Annotated in this window: 20 protein-coding genes; 18 read left to right on the top strand and 2 right to left on the bottom strand. The window is 57.8% G+C overall.

The window, feature by feature from the left end; genetic code table 11:
* Nucleotides 1-16: 16 nt before the first annotated feature.
* The 3 genes from KGA97_RS19550 (at nucleotide 17) to KGA97_RS19540 (ending at nucleotide 3,105) form a co-directional block, all read left to right on the top strand.
* Nucleotides 17-868, top strand: coding sequence for a glycine betaine ABC transporter substrate-binding protein (locus KGA97_RS19550; RefSeq protein WP_008039894.1), 852 nt, complete (start codon nucleotides 17-19; stop codon nucleotides 866-868).
* A 270-nt stretch (nucleotides 869-1,138) separates the two neighbouring features.
* Nucleotides 1,139-1,450 carry a DUF485 domain-containing protein gene (locus tag KGA97_RS19545; protein ID WP_008026759.1) on the top strand — a complete coding sequence of 104 codons (312 nt, stop codon included), beginning with the start codon at nucleotides 1,139-1,141 and terminating at the stop codon, nucleotides 1,448-1,450.
* Nucleotides 1,447-3,105: a cation acetate symporter gene (locus tag KGA97_RS19540; RefSeq protein WP_008026758.1), complete on the top strand. Its 1,659-nt coding sequence runs from the start codon at nucleotides 1,447-1,449 to the stop codon at nucleotides 3,103-3,105. The genes KGA97_RS19545 and KGA97_RS19540 overlap by 4 nt, the downstream gene beginning before the upstream one ends.
* Before the next feature lie 1,154 nt (nucleotides 3,106-4,259).
* On the opposite strand, the gene gltA is transcribed toward KGA97_RS19540, so the two are convergent.
* On the bottom strand, nucleotides 4,260-5,549 hold the full coding sequence (gene gltA / locus KGA97_RS19535) for a citrate synthase (protein WP_008032658.1): 1,290 nt from the start codon (nucleotides 5,547-5,549) through the stop codon (nucleotides 4,260-4,262).
* Between the two features lie 364 nt (nucleotides 5,550-5,913).
* On the opposite strand from gltA, the gene sdhC reads away from it, so the two are divergent.
* The 12 genes from sdhC (at nucleotide 5,914) to KGA97_RS19475 (ending at nucleotide 20,435) form a co-directional block, all read left to right on the top strand.
* Nucleotides 5,914-6,288 carry a succinate dehydrogenase, cytochrome b556 subunit gene (sdhC, locus tag KGA97_RS19530; RefSeq protein ID WP_017127965.1) on the top strand — a complete coding sequence of 125 codons (375 nt, stop codon included), beginning with the start codon at nucleotides 5,914-5,916 and terminating at the stop codon, nucleotides 6,286-6,288.
* Nucleotides 6,282-6,650, top strand: a complete 369-nt coding sequence (sdhD, locus tag KGA97_RS19525) for a succinate dehydrogenase, hydrophobic membrane anchor protein (RefSeq protein WP_008032661.1) — start codon at nucleotides 6,282-6,284, stop codon at nucleotides 6,648-6,650. The genes sdhC and sdhD overlap by 7 nt, the downstream gene beginning before the upstream one ends.
* A 3-nt stretch (nucleotides 6,651-6,653) precedes the next feature.
* The gene (gene sdhA, locus KGA97_RS19520) at nucleotides 6,654-8,429 is read left to right on the top strand and encodes a succinate dehydrogenase flavoprotein subunit (RefSeq protein ID WP_008032662.1); all 1,776 of its coding nucleotides are present in this window, start codon (nucleotides 6,654-6,656) and stop codon (nucleotides 8,427-8,429) included.
* 11 nt (nucleotides 8,430-8,440) lie between these two features.
* Nucleotides 8,441-9,145, top strand: a complete 705-nt coding sequence (locus tag KGA97_RS19515) for a succinate dehydrogenase iron-sulfur subunit (protein ID WP_008032664.1) — start codon at nucleotides 8,441-8,443, stop codon at nucleotides 9,143-9,145.
* Between the two features lie 259 nt (nucleotides 9,146-9,404).
* A complete protein-coding gene (locus tag KGA97_RS19510) occupies nucleotides 9,405-12,236 on the top strand; it encodes a 2-oxoglutarate dehydrogenase E1 component (RefSeq protein WP_008032666.1) in 2,832 nt (943 codons plus the stop codon).
* 42 nt (nucleotides 12,237-12,278) lie between these two features.
* Entirely contained in the window at nucleotides 12,279-13,502 is a 1,224-nt protein-coding gene (gene odhB / locus KGA97_RS19505) for a 2-oxoglutarate dehydrogenase complex dihydrolipoyllysine-residue succinyltransferase (RefSeq protein WP_192226099.1), read from the top strand.
* 108 nt (nucleotides 13,503-13,610) lie between these two features.
* Nucleotides 13,611-15,047 (top strand): dihydrolipoyl dehydrogenase, encoded by a 1,437-nt coding sequence (gene lpdA / locus KGA97_RS19500; protein WP_008032670.1) that lies wholly within the window; start codon nucleotides 13,611-13,613, stop codon nucleotides 15,045-15,047.
* 196 nt (nucleotides 15,048-15,243) lie between these two features.
* Nucleotides 15,244-16,410, top strand: coding sequence for an ADP-forming succinate--CoA ligase subunit beta (gene sucC, locus KGA97_RS19495; RefSeq protein ID WP_007898980.1), 1,167 nt, complete (start codon nucleotides 15,244-15,246; stop codon nucleotides 16,408-16,410).
* Nucleotides 16,410-17,291: a succinate--CoA ligase subunit alpha gene (sucD, locus tag KGA97_RS19490; RefSeq protein WP_008032672.1), complete on the top strand. Its 882-nt coding sequence runs from the start codon at nucleotides 16,410-16,412 to the stop codon at nucleotides 17,289-17,291. The genes sucC and sucD overlap by 1 nt, the downstream gene beginning before the upstream one ends.
* A gap of 442 nt (nucleotides 17,292-17,733) precedes the next feature.
* Nucleotides 17,734-19,047: a branched-chain amino acid transport system II carrier protein gene (gene brnQ / locus KGA97_RS19485; protein WP_223436679.1), complete on the top strand. Its 1,314-nt coding sequence runs from the start codon at nucleotides 17,734-17,736 to the stop codon at nucleotides 19,045-19,047.
* A 249-nt stretch (nucleotides 19,048-19,296) separates the two neighbouring features.
* Entirely contained in the window at nucleotides 19,297-20,034 is a 738-nt protein-coding gene (locus KGA97_RS19480; RefSeq protein ID WP_223481310.1) for a DUF599 domain-containing protein, read from the top strand.
* Nucleotides 20,034-20,435, top strand: a complete 402-nt coding sequence (locus KGA97_RS19475; RefSeq protein ID WP_008039237.1) for an MAPEG family protein — start codon at nucleotides 20,034-20,036, stop codon at nucleotides 20,433-20,435. The genes KGA97_RS19480 and KGA97_RS19475 overlap by 1 nt, the downstream gene beginning before the upstream one ends.
* Nucleotides 20,436-20,502: 67 nt before the next feature.
* Here KGA97_RS19475 and KGA97_RS19470 read toward each other — a convergent pair whose 3' ends face one another.
* A complete protein-coding gene (locus KGA97_RS19470; protein WP_008032682.1) occupies nucleotides 20,503-20,736 on the bottom strand; it encodes a hypothetical protein in 234 nt (77 codons plus the stop codon).
* Between the two features lie 158 nt (nucleotides 20,737-20,894).
* Here KGA97_RS19470 and KGA97_RS19465 point away from each other — a divergent pair, with 158 nt between their 5' ends.
* The 3 genes from KGA97_RS19465 to htpG all read left to right on the top strand — a co-directional run.
* Nucleotides 20,895-21,371: a PaaI family thioesterase gene (locus KGA97_RS19465; protein WP_008032683.1), complete on the top strand. Its 477-nt coding sequence runs from the start codon at nucleotides 20,895-20,897 to the stop codon at nucleotides 21,369-21,371.
* Nucleotides 21,368-21,820, top strand: a complete 453-nt coding sequence (locus KGA97_RS19460; protein WP_008032685.1) for a PaaI family thioesterase — start codon at nucleotides 21,368-21,370, stop codon at nucleotides 21,818-21,820. Before KGA97_RS19465 ends, KGA97_RS19460 begins: the two co-directional genes overlap by 4 nt.
* An 81-nt stretch (nucleotides 21,821-21,901) precedes the next feature.
* Nucleotides 21,902-23,780 (top strand): molecular chaperone HtpG (htpG, locus tag KGA97_RS19455; protein WP_223481309.1); only part of this gene is annotated, 1,879 nt, incomplete at its 3' end.

Raw genomic sequence — 23,780 nt, 5'->3', positions numbered from 1 at the left:
TTTCGGGGAAGTAACGATGAAGATGCGACGACTTTTAGGCGCGGGTGCCGCACTGGTACTTGCGATTGGCTCCACGATGGCCAATGCCGAGAGCAAAACCCTGAGCATCGGTTACGTTGACGGCTGGTCCGACAGCGTCGCGACCACCCACGTGGCGGCCGAAGTGATCAAGCAGAAACTGGGTTATGACGTGAAGCTGCAAGCCGTCGCCACCGGGATCATGTGGCAGGGTGTGGCCACAGGCAAACTCGACGCCATGCTGTCCGCCTGGCTGCCGGTGACTCACGGCGAATACTGGACCAAGAACAAGGATCAGGTCGTCGATTACGGCCCGAACTTCAAGGATGCAAAAATCGGCTTGATCGTGCCGGAGTACGTGAAAGCTAAAACCCTCGATGACCTGAAAACCGACGACAGCTTCAAAAAACGTATTGTCGGCATCGACGCCGGTTCAGGTGTGATGCTCAAGACCGAGCAGGCAATCAAGGACTACGACCTGACCGGTTACCAACTCAAGGCCAGTTCCGGCGCCGGCATGATTGCCGAGCTGACCCGTGCCGAGAAGAAAAACGAATCCATTGCCGTCACCGGTTGGGTGCCGCACTGGATGTTCGCCAAGTGGAAACTGCGCTTCCTGGAAGACCCGAAAGGCGTTTATGGCGCGGCTGAAACCGTGAACAGCATCGGCAGCAAAGAACTGGCAACCAAAGCGCCGGAAGTGGCCAAGTTCCTGAAGAACTTCCAGTGGGCGTCGAAAGACGAAATCGGCGAAGTCATGCTGGCGATTCAGGACGGTGCCAAGCCTGAAGCCGCTGCGAAGGATTGGGTCGCCAAGCACCCGGAGCGCGTTGCAGACTGGACCAAATGATTTGAGCTGACGTTTCTGGTCAGCACTTCTCAAGGCCCCTTGGCATAACAGCCAAGGGGCTTTTTGTTTTTGTGTAGGAGCCAGGCTTGCTGGCGATGGCGTCCTCACAATCGCCATCGCCAGCAAGCCGGCTCCTACAGAAGTTGCGCCGTGCTGGAAAATGGCGATTCTGTCATGTCGCTCTAATACTAAGGTCGTCTGGAACCTGCCCCGCAGCCGCATAGAGTGGATACCGTTCCAACAATAATCTGTGCTGCGAGGATAAAAACAATGAACGACAGCATTTACCTCTCGATTCAAAACAGCCCGCGCTTCAAGGAGCTGGTTAGTAAGCGAGAAAGGTTCGCCTGGATTCTTTCGGCGATCATGCTTGGTCTCTACTCCGGATTCATCCTGTTGATCGCTTACGGGCCGCATATTCTGGGCGCGAAAATCAGCCCTGAGTCATCGATTACCTGGGGCATACCGATCGGTGTCGGGCTGATTGTCTCGGCCTTCATCCTGACCGGGATCTACGTTCGACGCGCCAATGGCGAATTCGACGACCTGAACAATGCGATTCTCAAGGAGGCTCAGCAATGATCCGGCGTCTAATGGCTCTATTGAGCATCGCAGCTTTCGCACCTGGCGCCTGGGCGGCTGACGCCCTGACCGGCGCCGTACAGAAACAACCCCTGAACATGGCCGCGATCCTGATGTTCGTGGCGTTCGTCGGCGCAACGTTGTACATCACTTACTGGGCCTCCAAGAAAAACAACTCGGCGGCCGACTACTATGCGGCGGGCGGCAAGATCACCGGTTTCCAGAACGGTCTGGCGATTGCCGGCGACTACATGTCCGCGGCGTCCTTCCTGGGTATTTCCGCGCTGGTGTTCACCTCCGGCTACGACGGCCTGATCTACTCGATCGGCTTCCTGGTGGGCTGGCCGATCATTCTGTTCCTGATCGCCGAGCGTCTGCGTAACCTGGGTAAATACACCTTTGCCGACGTGGCGTCCTACCGCCTCGGGCAAACCCAGATCCGTTCGCTGTCCGCTTGCGGTTCGCTGGTGGTGGTGGCGTTCTACCTGATCGCGCAAATGGTTGGTGCCGGCAAGCTGATCCAGCTGCTGTTCGGTCTCGACTATCACGTTGCGGTGATCCTGGTCGGTATCCTGATGTGCATGTACGTGCTGTTCGGCGGCATGCTGGCGACCACTTGGGTGCAAATCATCAAGGCTGTGCTGTTGCTGTCCGGTGCCTCGTTCATGGCGCTGATGGTGATGAAGCACGTCAACTTCGACTTCAGCGCACTGTTCTCCGAGGCGATCAAGGTTCACCCTAAAGGTGAGGCGATCATGAGCCCGGGCGGTCTGGTGAAAGACCCGATCTCCGCGTTCTCCCTGGGTCTGGCTCTGATGTTCGGTACTGCTGGCCTGCCACACATCCTGATGCGCTTCTTCACCGTGAGTGACGCAAAAGAAGCCCGTAAGAGCGTGCTGTATGCAACCGGCTTCATTGGTTACTTCTACATCCTGACCTTCATCATCGGCTTCGGCGCGATCCTGCTGGTCAGCACCAACCCGGCCTTCAAAGATGCGGCTGGCGCGCTGTTGGGCGGCAACAACATGGCGGCGGTGCACCTGGCCAACGCGGTCGGTGGCAGTATCTTCCTGGGCTTCATCTCGGCGGTAGCGTTCGCGACCATTCTGGCAGTGGTTGCCGGTCTGACCCTGGCCGGTGCTTCGGCGGTGTCTCACGACCTGTATGCCAGCGTGATCAAGAAAGGCAAGGCCAACGAGAAGGACGAGATTCGTGTCTCGAAAATCACCACCATCGCCCTGGCGGTGCTGGCGATCGGTCTGGGTATTCTGTTCGAGAAGCAGAACATTGCGTTCATGGTGGGCCTGGCGTTCTCCATCGCAGCGAGCTGTAACTTCCCGGTGCTGCTGCTTTCGATGTACTGGAAGAAGCTGACGACTCGCGGTGCGATGATCGGCGGCTGGCTGGGTCTGGTCAGTGCTGTTGGTTTGATGGTGCTGGGGCCAACCATCTGGGTGCAGATACTGGGTCACGAGAAGGCGGTCTTCCCGTATGAATACCCGGCGCTGTTCTCCATGGCCATTGCGTTTGTGGGGATCTGGTTCTTCTCGATTACTGACAAGTCGACTGCTGCGGATAATGAGCGGGCGCTGTTCTTCCCGCAGTTTGTTCGTTCGCAGACTGGGTTGGGGGCGAGTGGGGCGGTTTCGCACTAAGGCTTTGAGTTTGTCTGTGTAATTTGTGTTGAACAGAAATGCCCTGGTCGAGAGATCGGGGCATTTCTTTTGCTGCATTGCTTTTTGTAGGAGCGAGGCTTGCCCGCGAGGACGGCCTGACAGCCGACCATTTTCTTACAGATGTACATATCCATTTCTGCGGTAACGGCGGTTGACGGTTTCGCCCTTACGGCGACTCACTTTTTTTCAAACGCCAAAAAAAGTAAGCAAAAAAGGCTCGCCCCGAGCGTCCGGCCCCTCGCTAAGGCTCGGCGTTCCTTCGTTCCGGCATTCATCCGGGGGCATCGCCCTCCGGTTGGCTTCGCTGGCACCTACATGCGATGAGTTCGACTGCGTCGAACGGCGCTGCGCGCCAATCCCCGGATGAACGCCTCCACTCAGCCTTCCGAAGGGGCGGGTGGGTCAAGGTCAAAAGCCAAAGCAACAGCAAAATCAACGACCGGAGTGAGTTCCCTCTGTAGGAGCGAGCTTGCTCGCGAAAAACGCCCGGACACCGCGCTCATCCAGACAACCCGCGCCATCGTTGACGTCCATCGCTGGCAAGCCAGCTCCTACAATTTTGACCGTGTGAACCCCATCCCGTGTAGGAGCCGGCTTGCTGGCGATGGCGGTGTGTCATCCAACATATTTATTGGCTGAGCGGACGCTATCGTCGGAACGCCGCCCGCAGCAAGCCGGCTCCTACAGAGAATTGGTGTACAGGTCCGGAATGAGTGAACGCAGCCAAGAAGGACGGCGCGGGCATCCAAAGAGCCAGGTCGGCTACCAGGCCGCCTCGGCGGCTGTGGCGGTACACGCCCCCTCGAGAGGCTGAGTGGAGGTTCTGCGCAGTGGGCAACCCGGCATGGATGCCGGGTTAGCCGCCCCCGGCCAGGGATGGTCGATGGCGGCGGGCCCACGGAGCAGGACCGGAGCGAGGGCATGGCGAGCATTAGCGAGCCACCGAACGACAGGGGCAAGAGCCCTTGGTTACTTGGGGCTCTTCCAAGTGACTCGCCGTAAGGGCGAAACCATTAGTGGCCGTAACCGCAGAAACGGATACGCACACAACCCAAAGCGCACAAACAAAAACGGCCTCTATATAAATAGAGGCCGTTCCCGGTACAACTCAACACGCTATCGCAAGAAAGATCTTACTTGCGGTCTTCCAGCTTGGTGATGTCACGCGACTCGTAGCCGGTGTACAACTGGCGTGGACGGCCAATCTTGTACGGGCTGGAGAGCATTTCTTTCCAGTGGGAGATCCAGCCGACAGTCCGCGCCAGAGCGAAGATCACGGTGAACATGCTGGTTGGAATGCCGATCGCCTTGAGGATGATCCCCGAGTAGAAGTCGACGTTCGGGTACAGCGAGCGCTCGATGAAGTACGGGTCGGTCAGGGCGATCTCTTCCAGGCGCATGGCCAGTTCGAGTTGCGGATCGTTCTGGATGCCCAGTTCCTTCAGCACTTCGTCGCAGGTCTTCTTCATCACGGTGGCGCGTGGGTCGCGGTTTTTGTAAACCCGGTGACCGAAGCCCATCAACTTGAACGGATCGTTCTTGTCCTTGGCCTTGGCGATGAACTTGTCGATGTTCGACACATCGCCAATCTCGTCAAGCATGGTCAGGACAGCCTCGTTCGCGCCGCCGTGGGCAGGGCCCCACAGTGCAGCGATGCCGGCGGCGATACAGGCGAACGGGTTGGCACCCGAAGAGCCGGCCAGGCGTACGGTGGAGGTCGATGCGTTCTGCTCGTGGTCGGCATGGAGGATGAAAATCCGGTCCATGGCCTTGGCGAGTACCGGGCTGATCGGTTTGATCTCGCACGGGGTGTTGAACATCATGTGCAGGAAGTTTTCCGCGTACGTCAGGTCGTTGCGCGGGTACATCATGGGTTGGCCCATGGAGTACTTGTAAACCATCGCTGCCAGGGTCGGCATCTTGGCAACCAGGCGGATCGCGGAAATTTCGCGATGCTGCGGGTTATTGATGTCCAGGGAGTCGTGGTAGAAGGCCGAGAGGGCGCCGACTACGCCGCACATGACGGCCATCGGGTGGGCGTCGCGACGGAAGCCGTTGAAGAAGGTCTTCAACTGCTCGTGAACCATGGTGTGGTTCTTCACGGTGCTGACGAACTGGGCCTTCTGTTCTGCGGTCGGCAGTTCGCCGTTGAGCAGCAGATAGCAGGTTTCCAGGTAGTCCGACTTTTCAGCCAGCTGTTCGATCGGGTAGCCGCGGTGAAGCAGAATGCCGTTGTCGCCGTCGATATAGGTGATCTTCGACTCGCAGGAAGCGGTCGACATGAAACCAGGGTCAAAGGTGAAACGGCCCGTGGCCGTCAGGCCCCGAACATCGATAACATCGGGACCAACGGTGCCGGTTAAAATGGGCAGCTCGACGGGGGCTGCGCCCTCGATGATCAACTGCGCTTTTTTGTCAGCCATGTGGCCTCCTATTTATGCTTGAAATCATCAGACAGACCCCCCACGCAGGGCCCGCACCACTATAGTGAGATAAATTCGAATGTCAATTTGCCTAAAGTCTTGCTCCAGAAGGCTTTAACCGGACTTTTTCCTCGAAATTGACTGCCATTTACGCCTTTTATCCAACTTGTGCAATGCGCTATTAGGGGAAGGTGAACGCGTTGTCATTAGTAGCCTAACTGTCTATACTCGGCCACCGACCGCCAAGGGCTTTTGGGCTTGCTTTCATTGGGGGTCGCATCCCTGGGTGGTGGTTACCTGACCAGTGCACTCCCCAACAACTTTGCCCTGATTGTTAGGGGCTCTTCAGTGTGAAAAAAAAGCCGTGAAAAGCCAACGACCTGTAAACCTAGACCTAAGGACCATCAAACTCCCAGTCACTGCTTACACGTCCATTCTTCACCGTATCTCCGGTGTCATCCTCTTTGTCAGCCTGGCCATCATGCTTTACGCATTGGACAAGTCGCTGAGCTCCGAGGAAGGCTTCGGTCAGGTGAAAGCGTGTCTGACCAGTCCGCTAGCCAAGCTAGTGATTTGGGGCATCCTGTCCGCTCTGCTGTATCACTTGGTAGCCGGTGTGCGCCATTTGATCATGGACATGGGCATCGGTGAGACGCTGGAAGGCGGCAAGCTGGGCTCGAAAATCGTTATCGCCGTTTCCGTGGTGGTAATCGTTCTGGCAGGAGTTTGGATATGGTAACTAACGTCACGAACCTGTCGCGTTCGGGCCTCTATGACTGGATGGCGCAACGTGTGTCTGCGGTCGTTCTCGCGGCTTACTTCATCTTCCTGATCGGATACGTCGTTGCCAACCCAGGCATCGGCTACGCCCAATGGCATGAACTGTTCGCCAACAACTGGATGCGTATCTTCAGTCTCCTGGCCCTCGTTGCCCTCGGCGCTCACGCCTGGGTCGGCATGTGGACCATCGCGACCGACTACCTGACGCCAATGGCGTTCGGCAAGTCCGCGACCACTGTACGTTTCCTCTTCCAGGCAGTATGCGGCGTTGCGATGTTCGCTTACTTCGTCTGGGGTGTGCAGATTCTTTGGGGTATCTGATTCATGTCTACTACAGTTAATACGCTTTCGTTCGACGCCATCATCATTGGCGGCGGCGGTGCTGGCATGCGCGCTGCTCTGCAGCTGGCACAGGGCGGTCACAAGACTGCCGTTGTCACCAAGGTTTTCCCGACTCGTTCGCACACCGTATCCGCCCAGGGTGGTATCACCTGCGCCATCGCGTCTGCTGATCCGAACGATGACTGGCGCTGGCACATGTACGATACCGTCAAGGGTTCCGACTACATCGGTGACCAGGACGCTATCGAATACATGTGTTCCGTAGGCCCGGAAGCGGTCTTCGAGCTCGAGCACATGGGCTTGCCGTTCTCCCGCACCGAACAAGGCCGCATCTACCAGCGTCCGTTCGGCGGTCAGTCGAAAGACTTCGGTAAAGGTGGCCAGGCTGCACGTACGTGCGCCGCTGCCGACCGTACCGGTCACGCACTGCTGCACACCCTGTACCAGGCCAACCTGAAGGCCGGCACCGTATTCCTCAACGAATACTACGGCGTCGACCTGGTCAAGAACGAAGACGGTGCCTTTGTCGGCATGATCGTCATCTGCATCGAAACCGGTGAAACCTCCTACGTTCGCGCTAACGCGACCGTATTGGCGACTGGCGGTGCAGGTCGTATCTACTCGTCCACCACCAATGCCCTGATCAACACCGGTGACGGCGTCGGCATGGCTCTGCGTGCTGGCGTGCCGGTACAAGACATTGAAATGTGGCAGTTCCACCCGACCGGCATCGCCGGCGCCGGTGTACTGGTTACAGAAGGTTGCCGCGGTGAAGGCGGTTACCTGATCAACAAGCACGGCGAGCGTTTCATGGAGCGTTATGCTCCGAACGCCAAAGACCTTGCTGGTCGTGACGTTGTTGCTCGTTCGATGGTTAAAGAAATCATCGCCGGCAACGGTTGTGGTCCGGATGGCGACCACGTAATGCTGAAACTCGATCACCTCGGTGAAGAAGTTCTGCACAGCCGTCTGCCAGGCATCATGGAACTGTCCAAGACCTTCGCTCACGTCGATCCAGCCGTGGCGCCGATTCCGGTCGTTCCAACCTGCCACTATATGATGGGCGGCGTTGCCACCAACATTCATGGCCAGGCAATCACTCAGGACGCTGACGGCGTTGACCAGATCATTCCTGGTCTGTTCGCAGTAGGCGAAGTGGCGTGCGTATCGGTTCACGGTGCCAACCGTCTGGGCGGCAACTCGCTGCTCGACCTGGTGGTATTCGGCCGTGCGGCCGGTCTGTTCCTGGAGCAGACCCTGAAAGAAGGCGTTGATTACGCCCGTCCACGCCAGTCCGACATCGACGCTGCCCTGGCACGTCTCGATGGCCTGAACTCGCGTACCGAAGGCGAAGACGTCGCTACCCTGCGTAAAGAACTGCAAAGCTGCATGCAGAACTACTTCGGTGTGTTCCGTACCGGCGAATACATGCAGAAGGGTATCGCTCAGCTGGCTGATCTGCGTGGCCGTATCGCCAACGTCAAGATCAACGACAAGAGCCAGGCGTTCAACACTGCTCGAATCGAAGCCCTGGAACTGCAGAACCTGCTGGAAGTGGCCGAAGCCACCGCCATCGCTGCAGAGATCCGCAAAGAGTCCCGCGGCGCTCACGCCCGTGAAGACTACGAAGATCGCGACGACGAAAACTGGCTGTGCCACACCCTGTACTTCCCGGGTGACAAGCGCGTGACCAAGCGTGCTGTGAACTTCTCGCCGAAGACTGTTCCGACTTTTGAACCTAAGATTCGGACTTATTAAGGGTGGCCGCCATGTTGCAAGTCAGTGTTTATCGCTACAACCCTGATCAGGACGCCGCGCCGTTCATGCAGGAATTCCAGGTCGATACCGGTGGTAAAGACCTGATGGTCCTGGACGTGCTGGCCCTGATCAAAGAGCAGGACGAAGGCTTCTCCTATCGTCGCTCTTGCCGTGAAGGCGTTTGCGGTTCCGACGGCATGAACATCAACGGCAAAAACGCTCTGGCATGCGTCACGCCGCTGTCTTCTGTCGTAAAAGGTAACAAGCTGATCGTTCGTCCGCTGCCAGGTTTGCCGGTTATCCGTGACCTGGTCGTCGATATGAGCATCTTCTACAAGCAATACGAAAAGGTTAAGCCATACCTGCAGAACGACACGCCGGCTCCGGCCATCGAGCGTCTGCAGTCTCCTGAAGAGCGTGAAAAGCTCGACGGTCTGTACGAGTGCATCCTGTGCGCTTGCTGCTCGACCTCTTGCCCGTCCTTCTGGTGGAACCCGGACAAGTTCCTGGGTCCAGCTGCTCTGCTGCAAGCGTATCGCTTCCTGGCAGACAGCCGCGACACCAAGACATCCGAGCGTCTGGCTGCGCTGGATGACCCGTTCAGCGTATTCCGCTGCCGCGGGATCATGAACTGTGTAAACGTTTGTCCGAAAGGCCTGAACCCGACTAAGGCCATCGGTCACGTACGTCACATGTTGCTGCAAAGCGGCGTGTGATTCAGCAGTACCCGTAGGACCGCTGTACCCGTAGATGCTACGGCGCAGGCTTCAACCGGCGCCGTAGTTTTAACCTGAGCAGCAGCTCACAAAGCTGCCGCTCTTATTTTGAAGAAATGAGACAAGCAGGGGCATCCGGGCTGGTACCCGGACTATCAGCGTGATCCTAAGTGGCTTGTTTTGGTCGCTGCATTCGGACTTCTGCAAGTTTGCTCGGTGTCGACGCCGATGGTGTTCCCCTAACCGAGGGTGACCAAGCATGCAAGAAAGCGTGATGCAGCGCATGTGGAACAGCGCCTACCTTTCCGGAGGTAACGCTGCCTATGTGGAAGAGCTTTATGAGCTCTACCTGCACGACCCTAACGCTGTGCCAGAAGAGTGGCGCACCTACTTTCAGAAGTTGCCGACCGAAGGCAACTCTGCCACCGATGTTTCGCACTCCACAATTCGCGATCATTTCGTCTTGCTGGCAAAGAACCAGCGCCGCGCCCAACCGGTTTCCGCCGGCAGCGTGAGCAGTGAGCACGAGAAGAAGCAAGTTGAAGTGCTGCGATTGATCCAGGCCTACCGTATGCGTGGCCACCAGGCAGCTCAGCTTGACCCGCTGGGACTGTGGCAGCGTCCTGCACCTGCAGACCTGTCAATCAATCATTACGGCTTGACCAATGCCGATCTTGATACGACCTTCCGTGCCGGCGACCTGTTCATCGGCAAAGAGGAGGCGAGCCTACGCGAAATTCACGAAGCGTTGCAGCAGACATATTGCCGCACCATCGGCGCTGAATTCACGCATATCACCGATTCCGAGCAGCGCCAGTGGTTCCAGCAGCGTCTGGAAAGCGTGCGTGGTCGTCCGACGTACTCCGCCGACATCAAGAGCCACCTGCTCGAGCGCGTCACTGCCGGTGAAGGCCTGGAAAAATACCTGGGCACCAAATACCCGGGCACCAAGCGTTTCGGTCTGGAAGGCGGCGAAAGCCTGATTCCGATGCTCGACGAGTTGATCCAGCGTTCCGGTTCCTACGGCACCAAGGAAATCGTGATCGGCATGGCCCACCGTGGTCGTCTGAACGTGCTGGTCAACACCTTCGGCAAGAACCCGCGTGAGCTGTTCGACGAGTTCGAAGGCAAGAAGAAGGTCGAGCTGGGTTCCGGTGACGTTAAATACCACCAGGGCTTCTCGTCCAACGTGATGACCGCCGGCGGTGAAGTTCACCTGGCCATGGCGTTCAACCCGTCCCACCTGGAAATCGTATCTCCAGTGGTCGAAGGTTCGGTTCGCGCCCGTCAGGATCGTCGTAACGACCCTACCGGTGAGAAGGTTCTGCCGATCTCCATCCACGGTGACGCGGCATTCGCCGGTCAGGGCGTGGTGATGGAAACCTTCCAGATGTCGCAGACCCGCGGTTTCAAGACCGGCGGCACCGTGCACATCGTGATCAACAACCAGGTCGGTTTCACCATCAGCAACCCGCTGGACTCGCGTTCCACCGAGTACGCGACCGACGTTGCGAAGATGATCCAGGCGCCGATCCTCCATGTGAATGGTGATGATCCGGAAGCCGTGTTGTTCGTGACCCAGCTGGCCATCGACTACCGCATGCAATTCAAGCGTGACGTGGTGATCGACCTGGTCTGCTACCGTCGTCGCGGCCACAACGAAGCCGACGAGCCTAGCGGCACCCAGCCTCTGATGTACCAGCAGATCACCAAACAGCGCACCACCCGTGAACTGTATGCCGATCGCCTGACTCAGAGCGGTGTGCTGGACGTTGAGCGTGTTCAGTCGAAAGTCGACGAATACCGCAACGCGCTGGACAACGGTCTGCATGTTGTAAAAAGCCTGGTCAAAGAGCCGAACAAAGAGTTGTTCGTGGACTGGCGTCCGTACCTGGGCCACGCCTGGACTGCACGTCACGACACGCGTTTCGATCTGAAGACCTTGCAGGAACTGTCCGCCAAGCTGCTGGAAATTCCAGAAGGCTTCGTGGTTCAGCGCCAGGTTTCGAAAATCTACGAAGACCGTCAGAAGATGCAAGCCGGCGGCCTGCCGATCAACTGGGGTTACGCCGAAACCATGGCGTACGCGACCCTGGCGTTCGAAGGTCACCCGATTCGCATGACGGGTCAGGACATCGGTCGCGGTACGTTCTCGCACCGTCACGCTGTCTTGCACAACCAGAAAGACGCGGGTACCTACATCCCGTTGCAGAACCTGTACAACGGCCAACCACGTTTCGACCTGTACGATTCGTTCCTGTCCGAAGAAGCGGTTCTGGCGTTCGAGTACGGTTATTCGACCACCACGCCTGAAGCGCTGGTGATCTGGGAAGCCCAGTTCGGCGACTTCGCCAACGGTGCCCAGGTGGTTATCGACCAGTTCATCACCAGTGGCGAGCACAAGTGGGGCCGTCTCTGCGGTCTGACCATGCTGCTGCCGCACGGTTATGAAGGTCAGGGTCCGGAGCACTCGTCGGCTCGTCTGGAGCGTTACCTGCAACTGTGCGCCGAGCACAACATTCAGGTAGCCGTACCGACTACGCCGGCTCAGATCTACCACTTGCTGCGTCGTCAGGTGATTCGCCCGCTGCGCAAGCCATTGATCGTTCTGACTCCGAAGTCGCTGCTGCGTCACAAGTTGGCCATCTCGACTCTGGAAGATCTGGCCGAAGGTTCGTTCCAGACCGTTATCCCGGAAATCGATGCACTGGACCCGAAAAAGGTCGAGCGCGTTGTTCTGTGTAGCGGCAAGGTCTACTACGACCTGCTGGAAAAACGCCGTGCCGAAGGTCGTGATGACATCGCCATCGTGCGTATCGAGCAACTGTACCCATTCCCTGAGGACGACTTGAAAGAAGTCCTGGCTCCTTACACCAACGTCAAAAATGCCGTGTGGTGCCAGGAAGAGCCGATGAACCAGGGTGCGTGGTACTGCAGCCAACACCACATGCGTCGTAGCATCAGCAATCTCAACAAGTCTCTCGTACTTGAGTACGCGGGCCGTGAGGCTTCTGCTGCACCTGCATGCGGTTACGCATCGATGCACGCTGAGCAGCAGGAAAAACTGCTGCAAGACGCCTTTACTGTTTAACGCCTTCGCGCACCTGAAACCGAATTTAAGGACTCACAGATAATGGCTATCGAAATCAAAGCCCCCACTTTCCCGGAATCGGTTGCCGATGGCACCGTTGCCACCTGGCACAAGCAACCGGGCGACGCTGTAAAGCGTGACGACCTGATCGTCGATATCGAAACCGACAAGGTTGTGCTGGAAGTGTTGGCCACTGCTGACGGCGTGCTGGGCGCTATCGTCAAGAACGAAGGCGACACCGTTCTGTCCGACGAAGTCCTGGGCTCCATCGTTGAAGGCGGCGCTGCTGCCGCTGCTCCGGCTGCCGCTGCTGCTCCGGCCGCTGCGCAGGCTGCTGCACCAGCCGCCGAAGGCGAAGACGATCCTGTTGCTGCACCGGCTGCTCGCAAGCTGGCTGAAGAAAACGGCATCAACATCGCTTCCGTTGCCGGCACCGGCAAAGGCGGTCGTGTGACCAAGGAAGACGTGGTTGCAGCCGTTGCTGCCAAGAAAGCCGCTCCGGCTGCCGCGCCTGCCAAGGCTGCCGCTCCAGCTGGCGCTGCTCCTGTGTTCGCCGCTGGCGACCGCATCGAGAAGCGCGTACCGATGACCCGCGTTCGCGCTACCGTGGCCAAGCGCCTGGTAGAAGCTCAGTCGAACATGGCGATGCTGACCACCTTCAACGAAGTCGACATGACCGAAGTCATGGCTCTGCGTTCGAAGTACAAGGACCTGTTCGAGAAGTCCCACAACGGCGTACGCCTGGGCTTCATGTCGTTCTTCGTCAAGGCTGCCACCGAAGCGCTGAAACGCTTCCCGGCTGTCAACGCATCGATCGACGGTGGCGACATCGTTTACCACGGCTACGCTGACGTCGGCGTTGCTGTTTCCAGCGACCGCGGCCTGGTTGTACCGGTTCTGCGTAACGCCGAACTGATGAGCCTGGCTGAAATCGAAGGCGGCATCGCCACCTTCGGCAAGAAGGCTCGCGACGGCAAGCTGTCGATGGACGAAATGACCGGCGGTACGTTCACCATCACCAACGGTGGTACCTTCGGTTCGATGATGTCGACTCCGATCGTCAACCCGCCGCAAGCGGCCATCCTGGGCATGCACAACATTCTGCAGCGTCCTATGGCGATCAACGGTCAGGTCGTAATCCGTCCGATGATGTACCTGGCTCTGTCCTACGATCACCGTCTGATCGATGGCAAAGAAGCTGTGACCTTCCTGGTTACCATCAAGAACCTGCTGGAAGACCCGGCTCGTTTGCTGCTGGATATCTGATTTCGTTGCATGGGCCGTGCAGGATGGCGGCCCGTCTGTAATGACCAGCTTCGTCCCACGACGGTCCCCATAAGGGGCCGTCCGGTTTGATTCGAGAAGGAATGACACATGACTCAGAAATTCGACGTGGTAGTGATTGGCGCGGGCCCTGGCGGTTACGTGGCTGCCATTAAAGCAGCGCAACTGGGCCTCACCACTGCCTGCATCGAGAAATACACCGACAAGGAAGGCAAACTGGCCCTCGGCGGTACTTGCCTGAACGTCGGTTGCATTCCATCCAAGGCGCTGCTGGACAGCTCCTGGAAATACAAGGAAGCCAAAGAAGGCTTCGCGATCCACGGTATCAATCACGCTGGCGTGACCATGGACGTGTCGGCAATGGTTGGCCGTAAAGCCAACATCGTCAAAGGCCTGACCTCTGGCGTTGCCACCCTGTTCAAGGCGAACGGCGTCACTTCCCTGCAAGGCCACGGCAAACTGCTGGCCGGCAAGAAAGTCGAACTGACCAAGCCAGACGGCAGCGTTGAAATCATCGAAGCCGAGAACGTGATTCTGGCTTCGGGTTCGCGTCCGATCGACATTCCACCGGCTCCGGTTGACCAGAAAGTGATCGTCGATTCGACCGGCGCACTGGAATTCCAATCCGTACCCAAGCGTCTGGGCGTTATCGGCGCTGGCGTAATCGGTCTGGAACTGGGTTCGGTATGGTCGCGCCTGGGCGCTGAAGTGGTTGTTCTGGAAGCGCTGGAGAAGTTCCTGCCAGCTGCTGACGACGCCGTTTCCAAAGAAGCCTACAAAACCCTGACCAAGCAAGGTCTGGACATCAAGCTGGGCGCTCGCGTCACCGGTTCCAAAGTGAACGGCGACGAAGTCGTTGTGAACTACACCGACGCCAACGGCGAACAGAGCATCACCTTTGACAAGCTGATCGTTGCCGTTGGTCGCCGTCCAGTGACCACCGAACTGTTGGCTGCCGACAGCGGTGTGACCATCGACGAGCGCGGTTTCGTATTCGTTGACGACCAGTGCGCCACCAGCGTACCGGGCGTTTACGCGATCGGTGACGTGGTTCGCGGCATGATGCTGGCGCACAAGGCGTCCGAAGAAGGCATCATGGTGGTTGAGCGCATCAAGGGCCACAAAGCGCAAATCAACTATGACCTGATCCCTTCGGTTATTTATACTCACCCGGAAATCGCATGGGTCGGCAAAACCGAGCAGACCTTGAAGGCTGAAGGCGTTGAAGTTAACGTTGGCACCTTCCCGTTCGCAGCCAGTGGCCGTGCCATGGCAGCCAACGACACCGGCGGTTTCGTGAAAGTCATTGCCGATGCCAAGACTGACCGCGTATTGGGCGTCCACGTGATTGGCCCGAGCGCTGCAGAACTGGTTCAGCAGGGCGCGATCGGCATGGAATTCGGCACCAGCGCTGAAGACCTGGGCATGATGGTTTTCTCCCATCCGACCCTGTCTGAAGCCTTGCACGAAGCAGCTTTGGCTGTGAATGGCGGCGCCATCCACATCGCCAACCGCAAGAAGCGTTAAGACAATAAGAAACCACGGCGGTATGGCCCGTCGTGAGCCTTGCATGCAAGACTCACCGCGGAATATCCGCTGGACGCAGTCTTGCGTGGCTGCACCGGGTATCCGGAAAGGCTACGCAAGCAGCAGTCACAGGTGGTGCGGCACTTGAACAAGTGCAGCACCGAATGCGCAGTACCTAACGAAGACGGTAATAAGCATGAATCTTCACGAGTATCAGGGTAAGCAGCTGTTCGCTGAATACGGCCTGCCAGTTTCCACCGGTTATGCGGTAGACACCCCGGAAGCAGCAGCAGAAGCTTGCGACAAAATCGGCGGCACCGAGTGGGTTGTCAAAGCCCAGGTCCACGCTGGTGGTCGCGGTAAAGCGGGCGGCGTTAAGCTGGTTCGCAGCAAAGAAGACGCCAAAGCCTTCGCACAGCAGTGGCTGGGCAAGCGTCTGGTGACTTACCAGACTGACGCCAATGGTCAGCCAGTCACCAAGATCCTGGTTGAATCGTGCACTGATATCGCTAAAGAGCTGTACCTGGGCGCTGTCGTTGACCGTTCGAGCCGTCGTATCGTGTTCATGGCTTCCACCGAAGGTGGCGTGGACATCGAGAAAATCGCTCACGACACTCCAGAAAAAATTCTGAAAGCCACTATCGATCCACTGGTTGGCGCTCAGCCATTCCAGGGTCGCGAGCTGGCATTCCAGCTGGGTCTGGAAGGCAAGCAGGTTGCTCAGTTCGCCAAGATCTTCGTAGGTCTGGCCAAGCTGTTCAAGGATCACGACCTGGCTCTGCTGGAAGTGAACCCGCTGGTGATCAAGGCTGACGGCGATCTGCATTGCCTCGACGCCAAGATCAACATCGACGCCAACGCCATGTACCGTCAGCCTAAGCTGAAGACTTTCCACGATCCGTCGCAAGACGATCCGCGCGAAGCGCACGCTGCCAAGTTCGAACTGAACTACGTAGCGCTGGAAGGCAACATCGGTTGCATGGTCAACGGTGCTGGCCTGGCCATGGGTACCATGGACATCGTCAACCTGCATGGCGGCAAACCAGCCAACTTCCTCGACGTGGGCGGCGGTGCTACCAAAGAACGCGTTACCGAAGCGTTCAAGATCATCCTGTCCGACACTAACGTCGCTGCAGTACTGGTCAACATCTTCGGCGGCATCGTTCGTTGCGACATGATTGCCGAAGGCATCATCGGCGCTGTGAAAGAAGTCGGCGTGAAAATCCCGGTTGTTGTTCGCCTTGAAGGCAACAACGCTGAGCTGGGCGCTAAAGTACTGGCAGAAAGCGGTTTGAACATCATCGCTGCTACCAGCCTGACCGACGCTGCTCAACAAGTCGTTAAAGCTGCGGAGGGCAAATAATGAGCGTCCTGATCAATAAAGACACCAAAGTTATCTGCCAGGGTATTACCGGTTCGCAAGGTAGTTTCCACACCCAGCAAGCCATCGAGTACGGCACCAAGATGGTTGGTGGTGTAACTCCTGGTAAAGGCGGCACCGAGCACCTGGGTCTGCCAGTGTTCAACACCGTGAAAGACGCTGTAGCTGCCACTGGCGCCACCGCCAGCGTGATCTACGTTCCAGCTCCTTTCTGCAAGGACTCCATCCTGGAAGCAGCATTCGGCGGCATCAAGCTGATCGTTTGCATCACCGAAGGCATTCCTACCCTGGACATGCTGGACGCTAAAGTTAAGTGCGACGAGCTGGGTATCACCCTGATCGGCCCTAACTGCCCAGGCGTGATCACCCCAGGCGAATGCAAGATCGGCATCATGCCAGGTCACATTCACTTGCCAGGCAAGGTCGGTATCGTTTCCCGTTCCGGCACCCTGACCTACGAAGCTGTGAAGCAAACTACTGACGCCGGTTTCGGTCAGTCGACTTGCGTCGGCATCGGCGGTGACCCGATCCCGGGTTCGAACTTCATCGACATCCTGAAGCTGTTCCAGGAAGACCCGAAGACCGAAGCGATCGTGATGATCGGTGAGATCGGCGGTTCGGCTGAAGAAGAAGCGGCTGCCTACATCAAGGCACACGTGACCAAGCCGGTTGTTTCCTACATCGCTGGTGTGACTGCTCCTCCGGGCAAGCGCATGGGCCATGCTGGCGCAATCATCTCTGGCGGCAAAGGCACTGCAGACGAGAAGTTCGCTGCACTGCAAGACGCAGGCGTTAAAACCGTGCGTTCGCTGGCAGACATCGGCAAGGCCCTGGCCGAGCTGACTGGTTGGGCTGTCAAGTAAGCCTCGCGCTTAACTGACGCTTCACCAAACAAAGGCCACCTTCGGGTGGCCTTTGTCGTTTCCGGGGTTTGTATCGTTGGTGCCGACCCCTTCGCGGGCAAGTCGGAGCGCCGCCCGCTCGCGCCTACAGGTTTTTCGTCGTTTGCCGTACTTGTGATCGACGAAGAACCTGTAGGAGCGAGGCTTGCCCGCGAAGGCGTACTTACAGGCATCTACCATTAACATGCAAAAACGCGACACGGAAATGTCGCAGATCGGATAGTTCGCCCTCTAACAGTGCGTTTGTCGCTCAAATTCGTTAGGCTAGCCGCCATTTTTGCGTCCGCATCCCACAAGGAAGCTTCGCGCTAAAGGGTCGGTCCTATACGGGTCGACAGCATTTCCCTCACCCATAAGGGAAATCCCTCTCTAAATTCCGATTCAGTAGTGTGGTATTTCCTTAATGAAAGTGTTGAAAGGCCAGGACATCCTGGCACTTGGTTTTATGACGTTTGCCCTGTTCGTCGGGGCTGGCAACATCATCTTCCCGCCTATCGTCGGTTTGCAGTCCGGGCCTCATGTCTGGATGGCGGCGCTGGGCTTTCTGATCACCGCGGTCGGTCTGCCGGTGATCACCGTTGTTGCCCTGGCCAAGGTCGGTGGCGCGATGGATGCCTTGAGCAGCCCGATCGGCAAAGTCGCCGGTGGCTTGCTGGCCGCTGCGTGCTACCTCGCCGTTGGCCCGCTGTTCGCGACGCCGCGCACCGCGACCGTATCGTTCGAAGTGGGCCTGGCGCCGCTGACCGGCGAAAGCCCGCTGGCGCTGTTCCTCTATAGCTCGGTGTACTTCTTGCTGGTGTTCTTCATCTCGCTCTACCCGGGTCGTTTGCTGGACACCGTAGGACGTTTCCTCGCACCGCTGAAGATTATCGCCCTGGCCGCCCTCGGCATCGCCGCGTTCGCGTTGCCGGCCGGTGATATCGGCGTGGCGACGCCCGAGTATGTCGCGGCACCGTTTTCCCAGGGCTTCATCAATGGTTACCTGACCATGGATACCCTGGGCGCGCTGGTATTCGGCATCGTTATCGTCAACGCCATCCGCTCCCGTGGCGTGGATTCTCCGGCGCTGATCACCCGTTACGCGATCATTGCCGGGCTGATTGCCGGCGTCGGTCTGGCGCTGGTGTACGTCAGCCTGTTTCGCCTCGGTTCGGGCAGCCATGAAGTGGCCGCCGGTGCGACCAACGGCGCGGCGGTGTTGCACGCCTACGTTCAACACACATTCGGTTCCTTGGGCAGTGGTTTCCTCGCCGTGCTGATTTCGTTGGCCTGCCTGGTCACAGCGGTCGGTCTGACGTGCGCCTGTGCCGAATACTTCAGTCGTGTGCTGCCACTGTCCTACAAGACCTTGGTCATCATCCTCGCCGCGTTCTCCCTGCTGGTGTCCAACCTGGGCCTCACCAAGCTGATCGCGTTCTCGATCCCGGTCCTCACCGCGATCTACCCGCCGTGCATCGCGCTGGTCGCCCTGAGCTTCTGCAAGGACTTCTGGCATGAGCAGGGCCGCATCGTCGGTCCGGTGATGTTGGTGTCGTTCATCTTCGGCCTGATCGACGCGCTCAAGGGCGCGGGTCTGGCGGACTGGATGCCGATGCAATTGGCGCATTTGCCGCTGAGTGAGCAGGGCCTGGCGTGGCTGGTGCCGTCGGTCATGACCCTGGTGGTTGCGGTGGTTTGCGACCGCATGCTGGGCAAGCGCGAAGAAGCGCTGGCTTAAGGCGTATCACGGCCCGCCATAAGCGGGTCTTGAGCGAACATGGAAATGCCCCGTATCAATCGATACGGGGCATTTTTTATGCGCGTGAGGCAGTGTCTTTTTTTGTCAGCTAACGTCGAAGCACTACCTGTAGGAGCGAGGCTTGCCCGCGAAGAGGGGGTAACATTCGACCTAATTTTCGACAGGTACACCGCCTTCGCGGGCAAGCCTCGCTCCTACAGATTCAACCAACGTCTCACAAGGACCTGCATGTCGTTCATCCACGCCAACCTGATCCACATTCTTGCCGCCATCTGGTTTGTCATCTGCTGGGGCGGCTACACCCGTTATGCGACGTGGAAGGGCCGCGACACCGCGTGCCTGGCCAGTGTGTTGCACCTGTACCGCGAAGACTGGATGCGCCGCATGCTGATGCGTGACAACCGCATCGCCGATGCCAGTGTGATCGGCAATCTGGAGCGCAACGCTTCGTTCTTCGCCTCCAGCACACTGATTATCCTGGCCGGCATTCTCACCGTGCTCGGTGCGTCGGAAAGGGCGGTGTCGTTGCTGGCGGACATCCCGATGGTGCAACAGGCCTCCCAGGGCATGTCGGAGATCAAGTTGCTGTGTCTGGCGCTGGTGTTTGTGTATGCGTTCTTCACGTTCAGCTGGTGCATGCGTCAGTACAACTTCGCTGCAATTCTTGTGGGGTCGGCCCCCATGGTCGGCGAGCGGCATGTTTCCGAGCAGGAGCGTAAAGCCTTTGCCGCACGGGCGGCGCGTGTCATCTCCATGGCCGCCAACCAGTTCAACTTCGGCCTGCGTTCCTATTACTTCGGCATGACCATGCTGGCGTGGTTCGTCAGCCCCTGGTTGTTCATGCTGATGAGCGCTGGCGTGGTGCTGGTGCTGTATCGCCGGGAGTTTCATTCCGACGTTCTCGACGTGATGGTCTATACCCCTACAGAGGCGCCATTGCCCGAGGCGAACCGAGAGGCCGCTTGATGAGTATTCCGTTCTGGTGTGTGTTTATCAGTGCCTTGCTGATCTATGTGGCCCGCATGCCGGTGGCCAGGGCCATGAAAGAGCAGGGCGGTTACGACAATCATCTGCCGCGCCAGCAACAGGCACAACTCACGGGGTTTGGCGCCCGCGCAGTGGCAGCTCATCAGAACTGTTTTGAGGCGTTTATATTGTTTGCCGTGGGGGTGTTGATGGCGCACACCACGCAAACGGCGGGCTGGCTGATTGATACGCTGGCAATCATCTTTGTGATTACGCGGGTCATTTACTTAGTGTGCTATTGGAGTGATCTGGCCTGGCAGCGGAGTCTGGTGTGGTTTGTCGGGTTAGTGTGTTCGCTGCTATTGATGATTAGTCCGACTTTTAGAACTATTTTGCTCTAACAAGACAAATGACAGGCAAAAGAAAACCCGCACTTGGCGGGTTTTCTTTTTCACGCTAAAAACTGTTTTAGTTTTTAGGTGCTTCTTTTGCTGCAGCTGCATCCGATTCAGCCTGAGCTTTGGCAGCTTCGGCGTTTTCTTTCGCAGCGTCGTTCACTTTATCCTGAGCTTTGCTCATGTCTTGCTGAGCTTGCTCAGCATGTTTCTCGGCTTCTTGAGCTTTGTCCTCGGATTTTTTATCGCAGGCAGCGAGACCGAGGGAAGCGGTCAACATCAAGGCAATAGCTAAAGTCTTACGCATGGGGTGTTTCTCCTTATGGAAAATATCTATCTGGCCTTTCGAGCGTGGACATCAGGGTTAAGTTCCTCAATTCGTTCAGATATATAAGATTATTCCTACGGGAACTTTTACGAATACACCTAATACAATCTCCGAGTACTAAGAAGAGTGTTTATCACATGGCCGAAAACCCCGTTTTTGAGCGCGCGACGCGATTCCTTTCGGCGCTCAGGCATTGCCAGGTACTTGGTTTGCGCGTTCACAGCGCCAGCAGCGATGGACTGACGGTCATCCTGCCGTACAGCCCGCAAATTGTCGGCAATCCGCAAACCGGCGTGATCCATGGCGGGGCATTGACCTCCCTGATGGACACCGCGTGCGGCATGGCCACACTCTGCGTGCTGCCCGAATTCGAAGTCTGCCCGACCCTCGACCTGCGCATCGACTACATGCATGCCGCCGAACCGCATAAGGACGTCTATGGTTTTGCCCAGTGCTACCGGGTCACCACCGACGTGATTTTCGCCCGTGGCTTTGCTTATCAGGACGATCCCGAGCAGCCCATCGCCCATGTCGTCGGCACGTTCATGCGCATGGGCAAGGGCGTCAAAGGCACCAAAGGGTTTGGTGGCGCAATCGCCGGAGGTGCGAAATGACCGACAACTTCAAGGAACAACTGCAACAGGCCCATGAGCAGGGCGACTATGCCTCGCTGCTGCATCTGATTCCCTACGCCAAACTGATCGGTATTGAGTGTTCGCGGGTGGGGGATGACCTGCTGTTTCGTCTGCCGGCGAACAAGGACAACATTGGTAACCCTTTACTGCCGGCGATTCATGGCGGCGTCATTGCCGGGTTCATGGAGCTGTCTGCCGCCTTGCACCTGCTGATTTTCACCGGTTCACCGGGTGTGCCGAAGATCATCGATTTTTCCCTCGACTACCTGCGCGCCGGACAGTTTCGCGATACGTGGGCGCGCTGCCAGGTGTGCCGTCAGGGGCGGCGTGTCGCAAACGTGGCAGTGACCGCCTGGCAAAGCACCGAATCCGAACCCATCGCCACGGCCCGCGCCCACTTCAAAATCGATGAGCCCTTGAAATCCTGATCCGAGCCCCCAACTTTGATGACAACCCGCCGCCGACCCTCTAGGTCGCGGCCACTGCCATCTGATTGGAGTTTGATGACCATGAGTGTGGAAACTCAAAAGGAAACCCTGGGCTTCCAGACCGAGGTGAAGCAGCTGCTGCACCTCATGATCCATTCGCTGTATTCCAACAAGGAAATCTTCCTTCGCGAATTGATCTCGAACGCCTCTGACGCTGTCGACAAATTACGTTTCGAAGCCCTGTCCAAGCCTGAGTTGCTGGAAGGTGGCGCCGAACTGAAAATCCGTGTGAGCTTCGACAAGGACGCTAAAACCGTCACCCTCGAAGACAACGGCATCGGCATGAGCCGTGAAGATGCGATCACCCACCTGGGCACCATCGCCAAATCCGGCACCGCCGATTTCATGAAACACCTGACGGGCGATCAGAAAAAGGATTCGCACCTGATCGGTCAGTTCGGCGTGGGTTTCTACTCTGCCTTCATCGTCGCCGACAAAGTCGACGTGTTCAGCCGTCGTGCCGGTGCTGCCGCCAGCGAAGGCGTGCACTGGTCGTCGCAGGGCGAAGGTAATTTCGAAGTTGCCACCGTCGAGAAAGCCGATCGTGGTACTCGCATCGTCCTGCACCTGAAGTCCGGTGAAGACGAGTTCGCCGATGGCTGGCGTCTGCGCAACATCATCAAGAAGTACTCCGATCACATCGCTTTGCCGATCGAGTTGCCGAAAGAAGTGGCAGCGGCTGAAGGCGAAGAGAAGCCGGCTGTTGAGTGGGAAACCGTCAACCGCGCCAGCGCCCTGTGGACCCGTCCTCGTACCGAGATCAAGGACGAGGAATACCAGGAGTTCTACAAACACATTGCTCACGATTTCGAAAACCCGCTGAGCTGGAGCCACAACAAGGTCGAAGGCAAGCTCGAATACAGCTCGCTGCTCTACGTGCCGACCCGCGCTCCTTTCGACCTGTACCAGCGTGAAGCGCCGAAAGGCCTGAAGCTGTACGTGCAGCGTGTGTTCGTCATGGACCAGGCCGAGTCGTTCCTGCCGCTGTACCTGCGCTTCATCAAGGGCGTGGTCGATTCCAATGACCTGTCGCTGAACGTGTCGCGGGAAATCCTGCAGAAAGACCCGATCATCGACTCCATGAAGTCGGCGCTGACCAAGCGCGTGCTGGACATGCTGGAAAAACTGGCGAAGAACGAGCCAGAGCAATACAAAGGCTTCTGGAAGAACTTCGGTCAGGTCATGAAAGAAGGCCCGGCTGAAGACTTCGCCAACAAAGAGAAAATCGCCGGCCTGCTGCGTTTTGCGTCCACTCAAGGCGAAGAAGGCGAGCAGGTTGTGGGTCTGGCCGAATACCTGGCTCGCGCCAAGGAAGGTCAGGACAAGATTTACTACCTGACCGGCGAAACCTACGCGCAAGTCAAAAACAGCCCGCACCTTGAAGTCTTCCGCAAGAAAGGCATCGAAGTGCTGCTGCTGACCGACCGCATCGACGAGTGGCTGATGAGCTACCTCAACGACTTCGACGGCAAGAGCTTTGTCGACGTGGCGCGCGGTGACCTCGACCTGGGCAACCTGGATTCGGAAGAAGACAAGAAAGCCGCGGAAGAAGTCGCCAAGTCCAAAGAAGGTCTGGTTGAGCGTCTGAAAACTGCGCTGGGCGAATCCGTGGCTGAAGTGCGGGTTTCCCATCGTCTGACCGACTCCCCGGCGATTCTCGCCATCGGCGAGCAGGACCTGGGCATGCAGATGCGTCAGATCCTGGAAGCCAGCGGTCAGAAGGTTCCGGATTCGAAGCCGATCTTCGAATTCAACCCGGCGCACCCGCTGATCGAGAAGCTCGACAACGAGCAGAGCGACGAGCGCTTCGGCGACCTGTCGCACATTCTCTTCGATCAGGCGGCCCTGGCGGCCGGCGACAGCTTGAAAGACCCGGCCGCGTATGTGCGCCGTCTCAACA

This window comes from Pseudomonas sp. BF-B-15 (genome assembly GCF_019946675.1).
GTDB classification, from domain to species: Bacteria; Pseudomonadota; Gammaproteobacteria; order Pseudomonadales; family Pseudomonadaceae; genus Aquipseudomonas; species Aquipseudomonas migulae.
This window is presented reverse-complemented; position numbering and strand designations above follow the sequence as displayed.

Bases quoted from the DNA above. Each gene is read 5' to 3' on its own strand.
- KGA97_RS19550 (WP_008039894.1), top strand. From the start codon at position 17: ATGAAGATGCGACGACTTTTAGGCGCGGGTGCCGCACTGGTACTTGCG.
- KGA97_RS19545 (WP_008026759.1), top strand. From the start codon at position 1,139: ATGAACGACAGCATTTACCTCTCGATTCAAAACAGCCCGCGCTTCAAG.
- KGA97_RS19540 (WP_008026758.1), top strand. From the start codon at position 1,447: ATGATCCGGCGTCTAATGGCTCTATTGAGCATCGCAGCTTTCGCACCT.
- gltA (WP_008032658.1), bottom strand. From the start codon at position 5,549: ATGGCTGACAAAAAAGCGCAGTTGATCATCGAGGGCGCAGCCCCCGTC.
- sdhD (WP_008032661.1), top strand. From the start codon at position 6,282: ATGGTAACTAACGTCACGAACCTGTCGCGTTCGGGCCTCTATGACTGG.
- sdhA (WP_008032662.1), top strand. From the start codon at position 6,654: ATGTCTACTACAGTTAATACGCTTTCGTTCGACGCCATCATCATTGGC.
- KGA97_RS19515 (WP_008032664.1), top strand. From the start codon at position 8,441: ATGTTGCAAGTCAGTGTTTATCGCTACAACCCTGATCAGGACGCCGCG.
- KGA97_RS19510 (WP_008032666.1), top strand. From the start codon at position 9,405: ATGCAAGAAAGCGTGATGCAGCGCATGTGGAACAGCGCCTACCTTTCC.
- odhB (WP_192226099.1), top strand. From the start codon at position 12,279: ATGGCTATCGAAATCAAAGCCCCCACTTTCCCGGAATCGGTTGCCGAT.
- lpdA (WP_008032670.1), top strand. From the start codon at position 13,611: ATGACTCAGAAATTCGACGTGGTAGTGATTGGCGCGGGCCCTGGCGGT.
- sucC (WP_007898980.1), top strand. From the start codon at position 15,244: ATGAATCTTCACGAGTATCAGGGTAAGCAGCTGTTCGCTGAATACGGC.
- sucD (WP_008032672.1), top strand. From the start codon at position 16,410: ATGAGCGTCCTGATCAATAAAGACACCAAAGTTATCTGCCAGGGTATT.
- brnQ (WP_223436679.1), top strand. From the start codon at position 17,734: ATGAAAGTGTTGAAAGGCCAGGACATCCTGGCACTTGGTTTTATGACG.
- KGA97_RS19480 (WP_223481310.1), top strand. From the start codon at position 19,297: ATGTCGTTCATCCACGCCAACCTGATCCACATTCTTGCCGCCATCTGG.
- KGA97_RS19475 (WP_008039237.1), top strand. From the start codon at position 20,034: ATGAGTATTCCGTTCTGGTGTGTGTTTATCAGTGCCTTGCTGATCTAT.
- KGA97_RS19470 (WP_008032682.1), bottom strand. From the start codon at position 20,736: ATGCGTAAGACTTTAGCTATTGCCTTGATGTTGACCGCTTCCCTCGGT.
- KGA97_RS19465 (WP_008032683.1), top strand. From the start codon at position 20,895: ATGGCCGAAAACCCCGTTTTTGAGCGCGCGACGCGATTCCTTTCGGCG.
- KGA97_RS19460 (WP_008032685.1), top strand. From the start codon at position 21,368: ATGACCGACAACTTCAAGGAACAACTGCAACAGGCCCATGAGCAGGGC.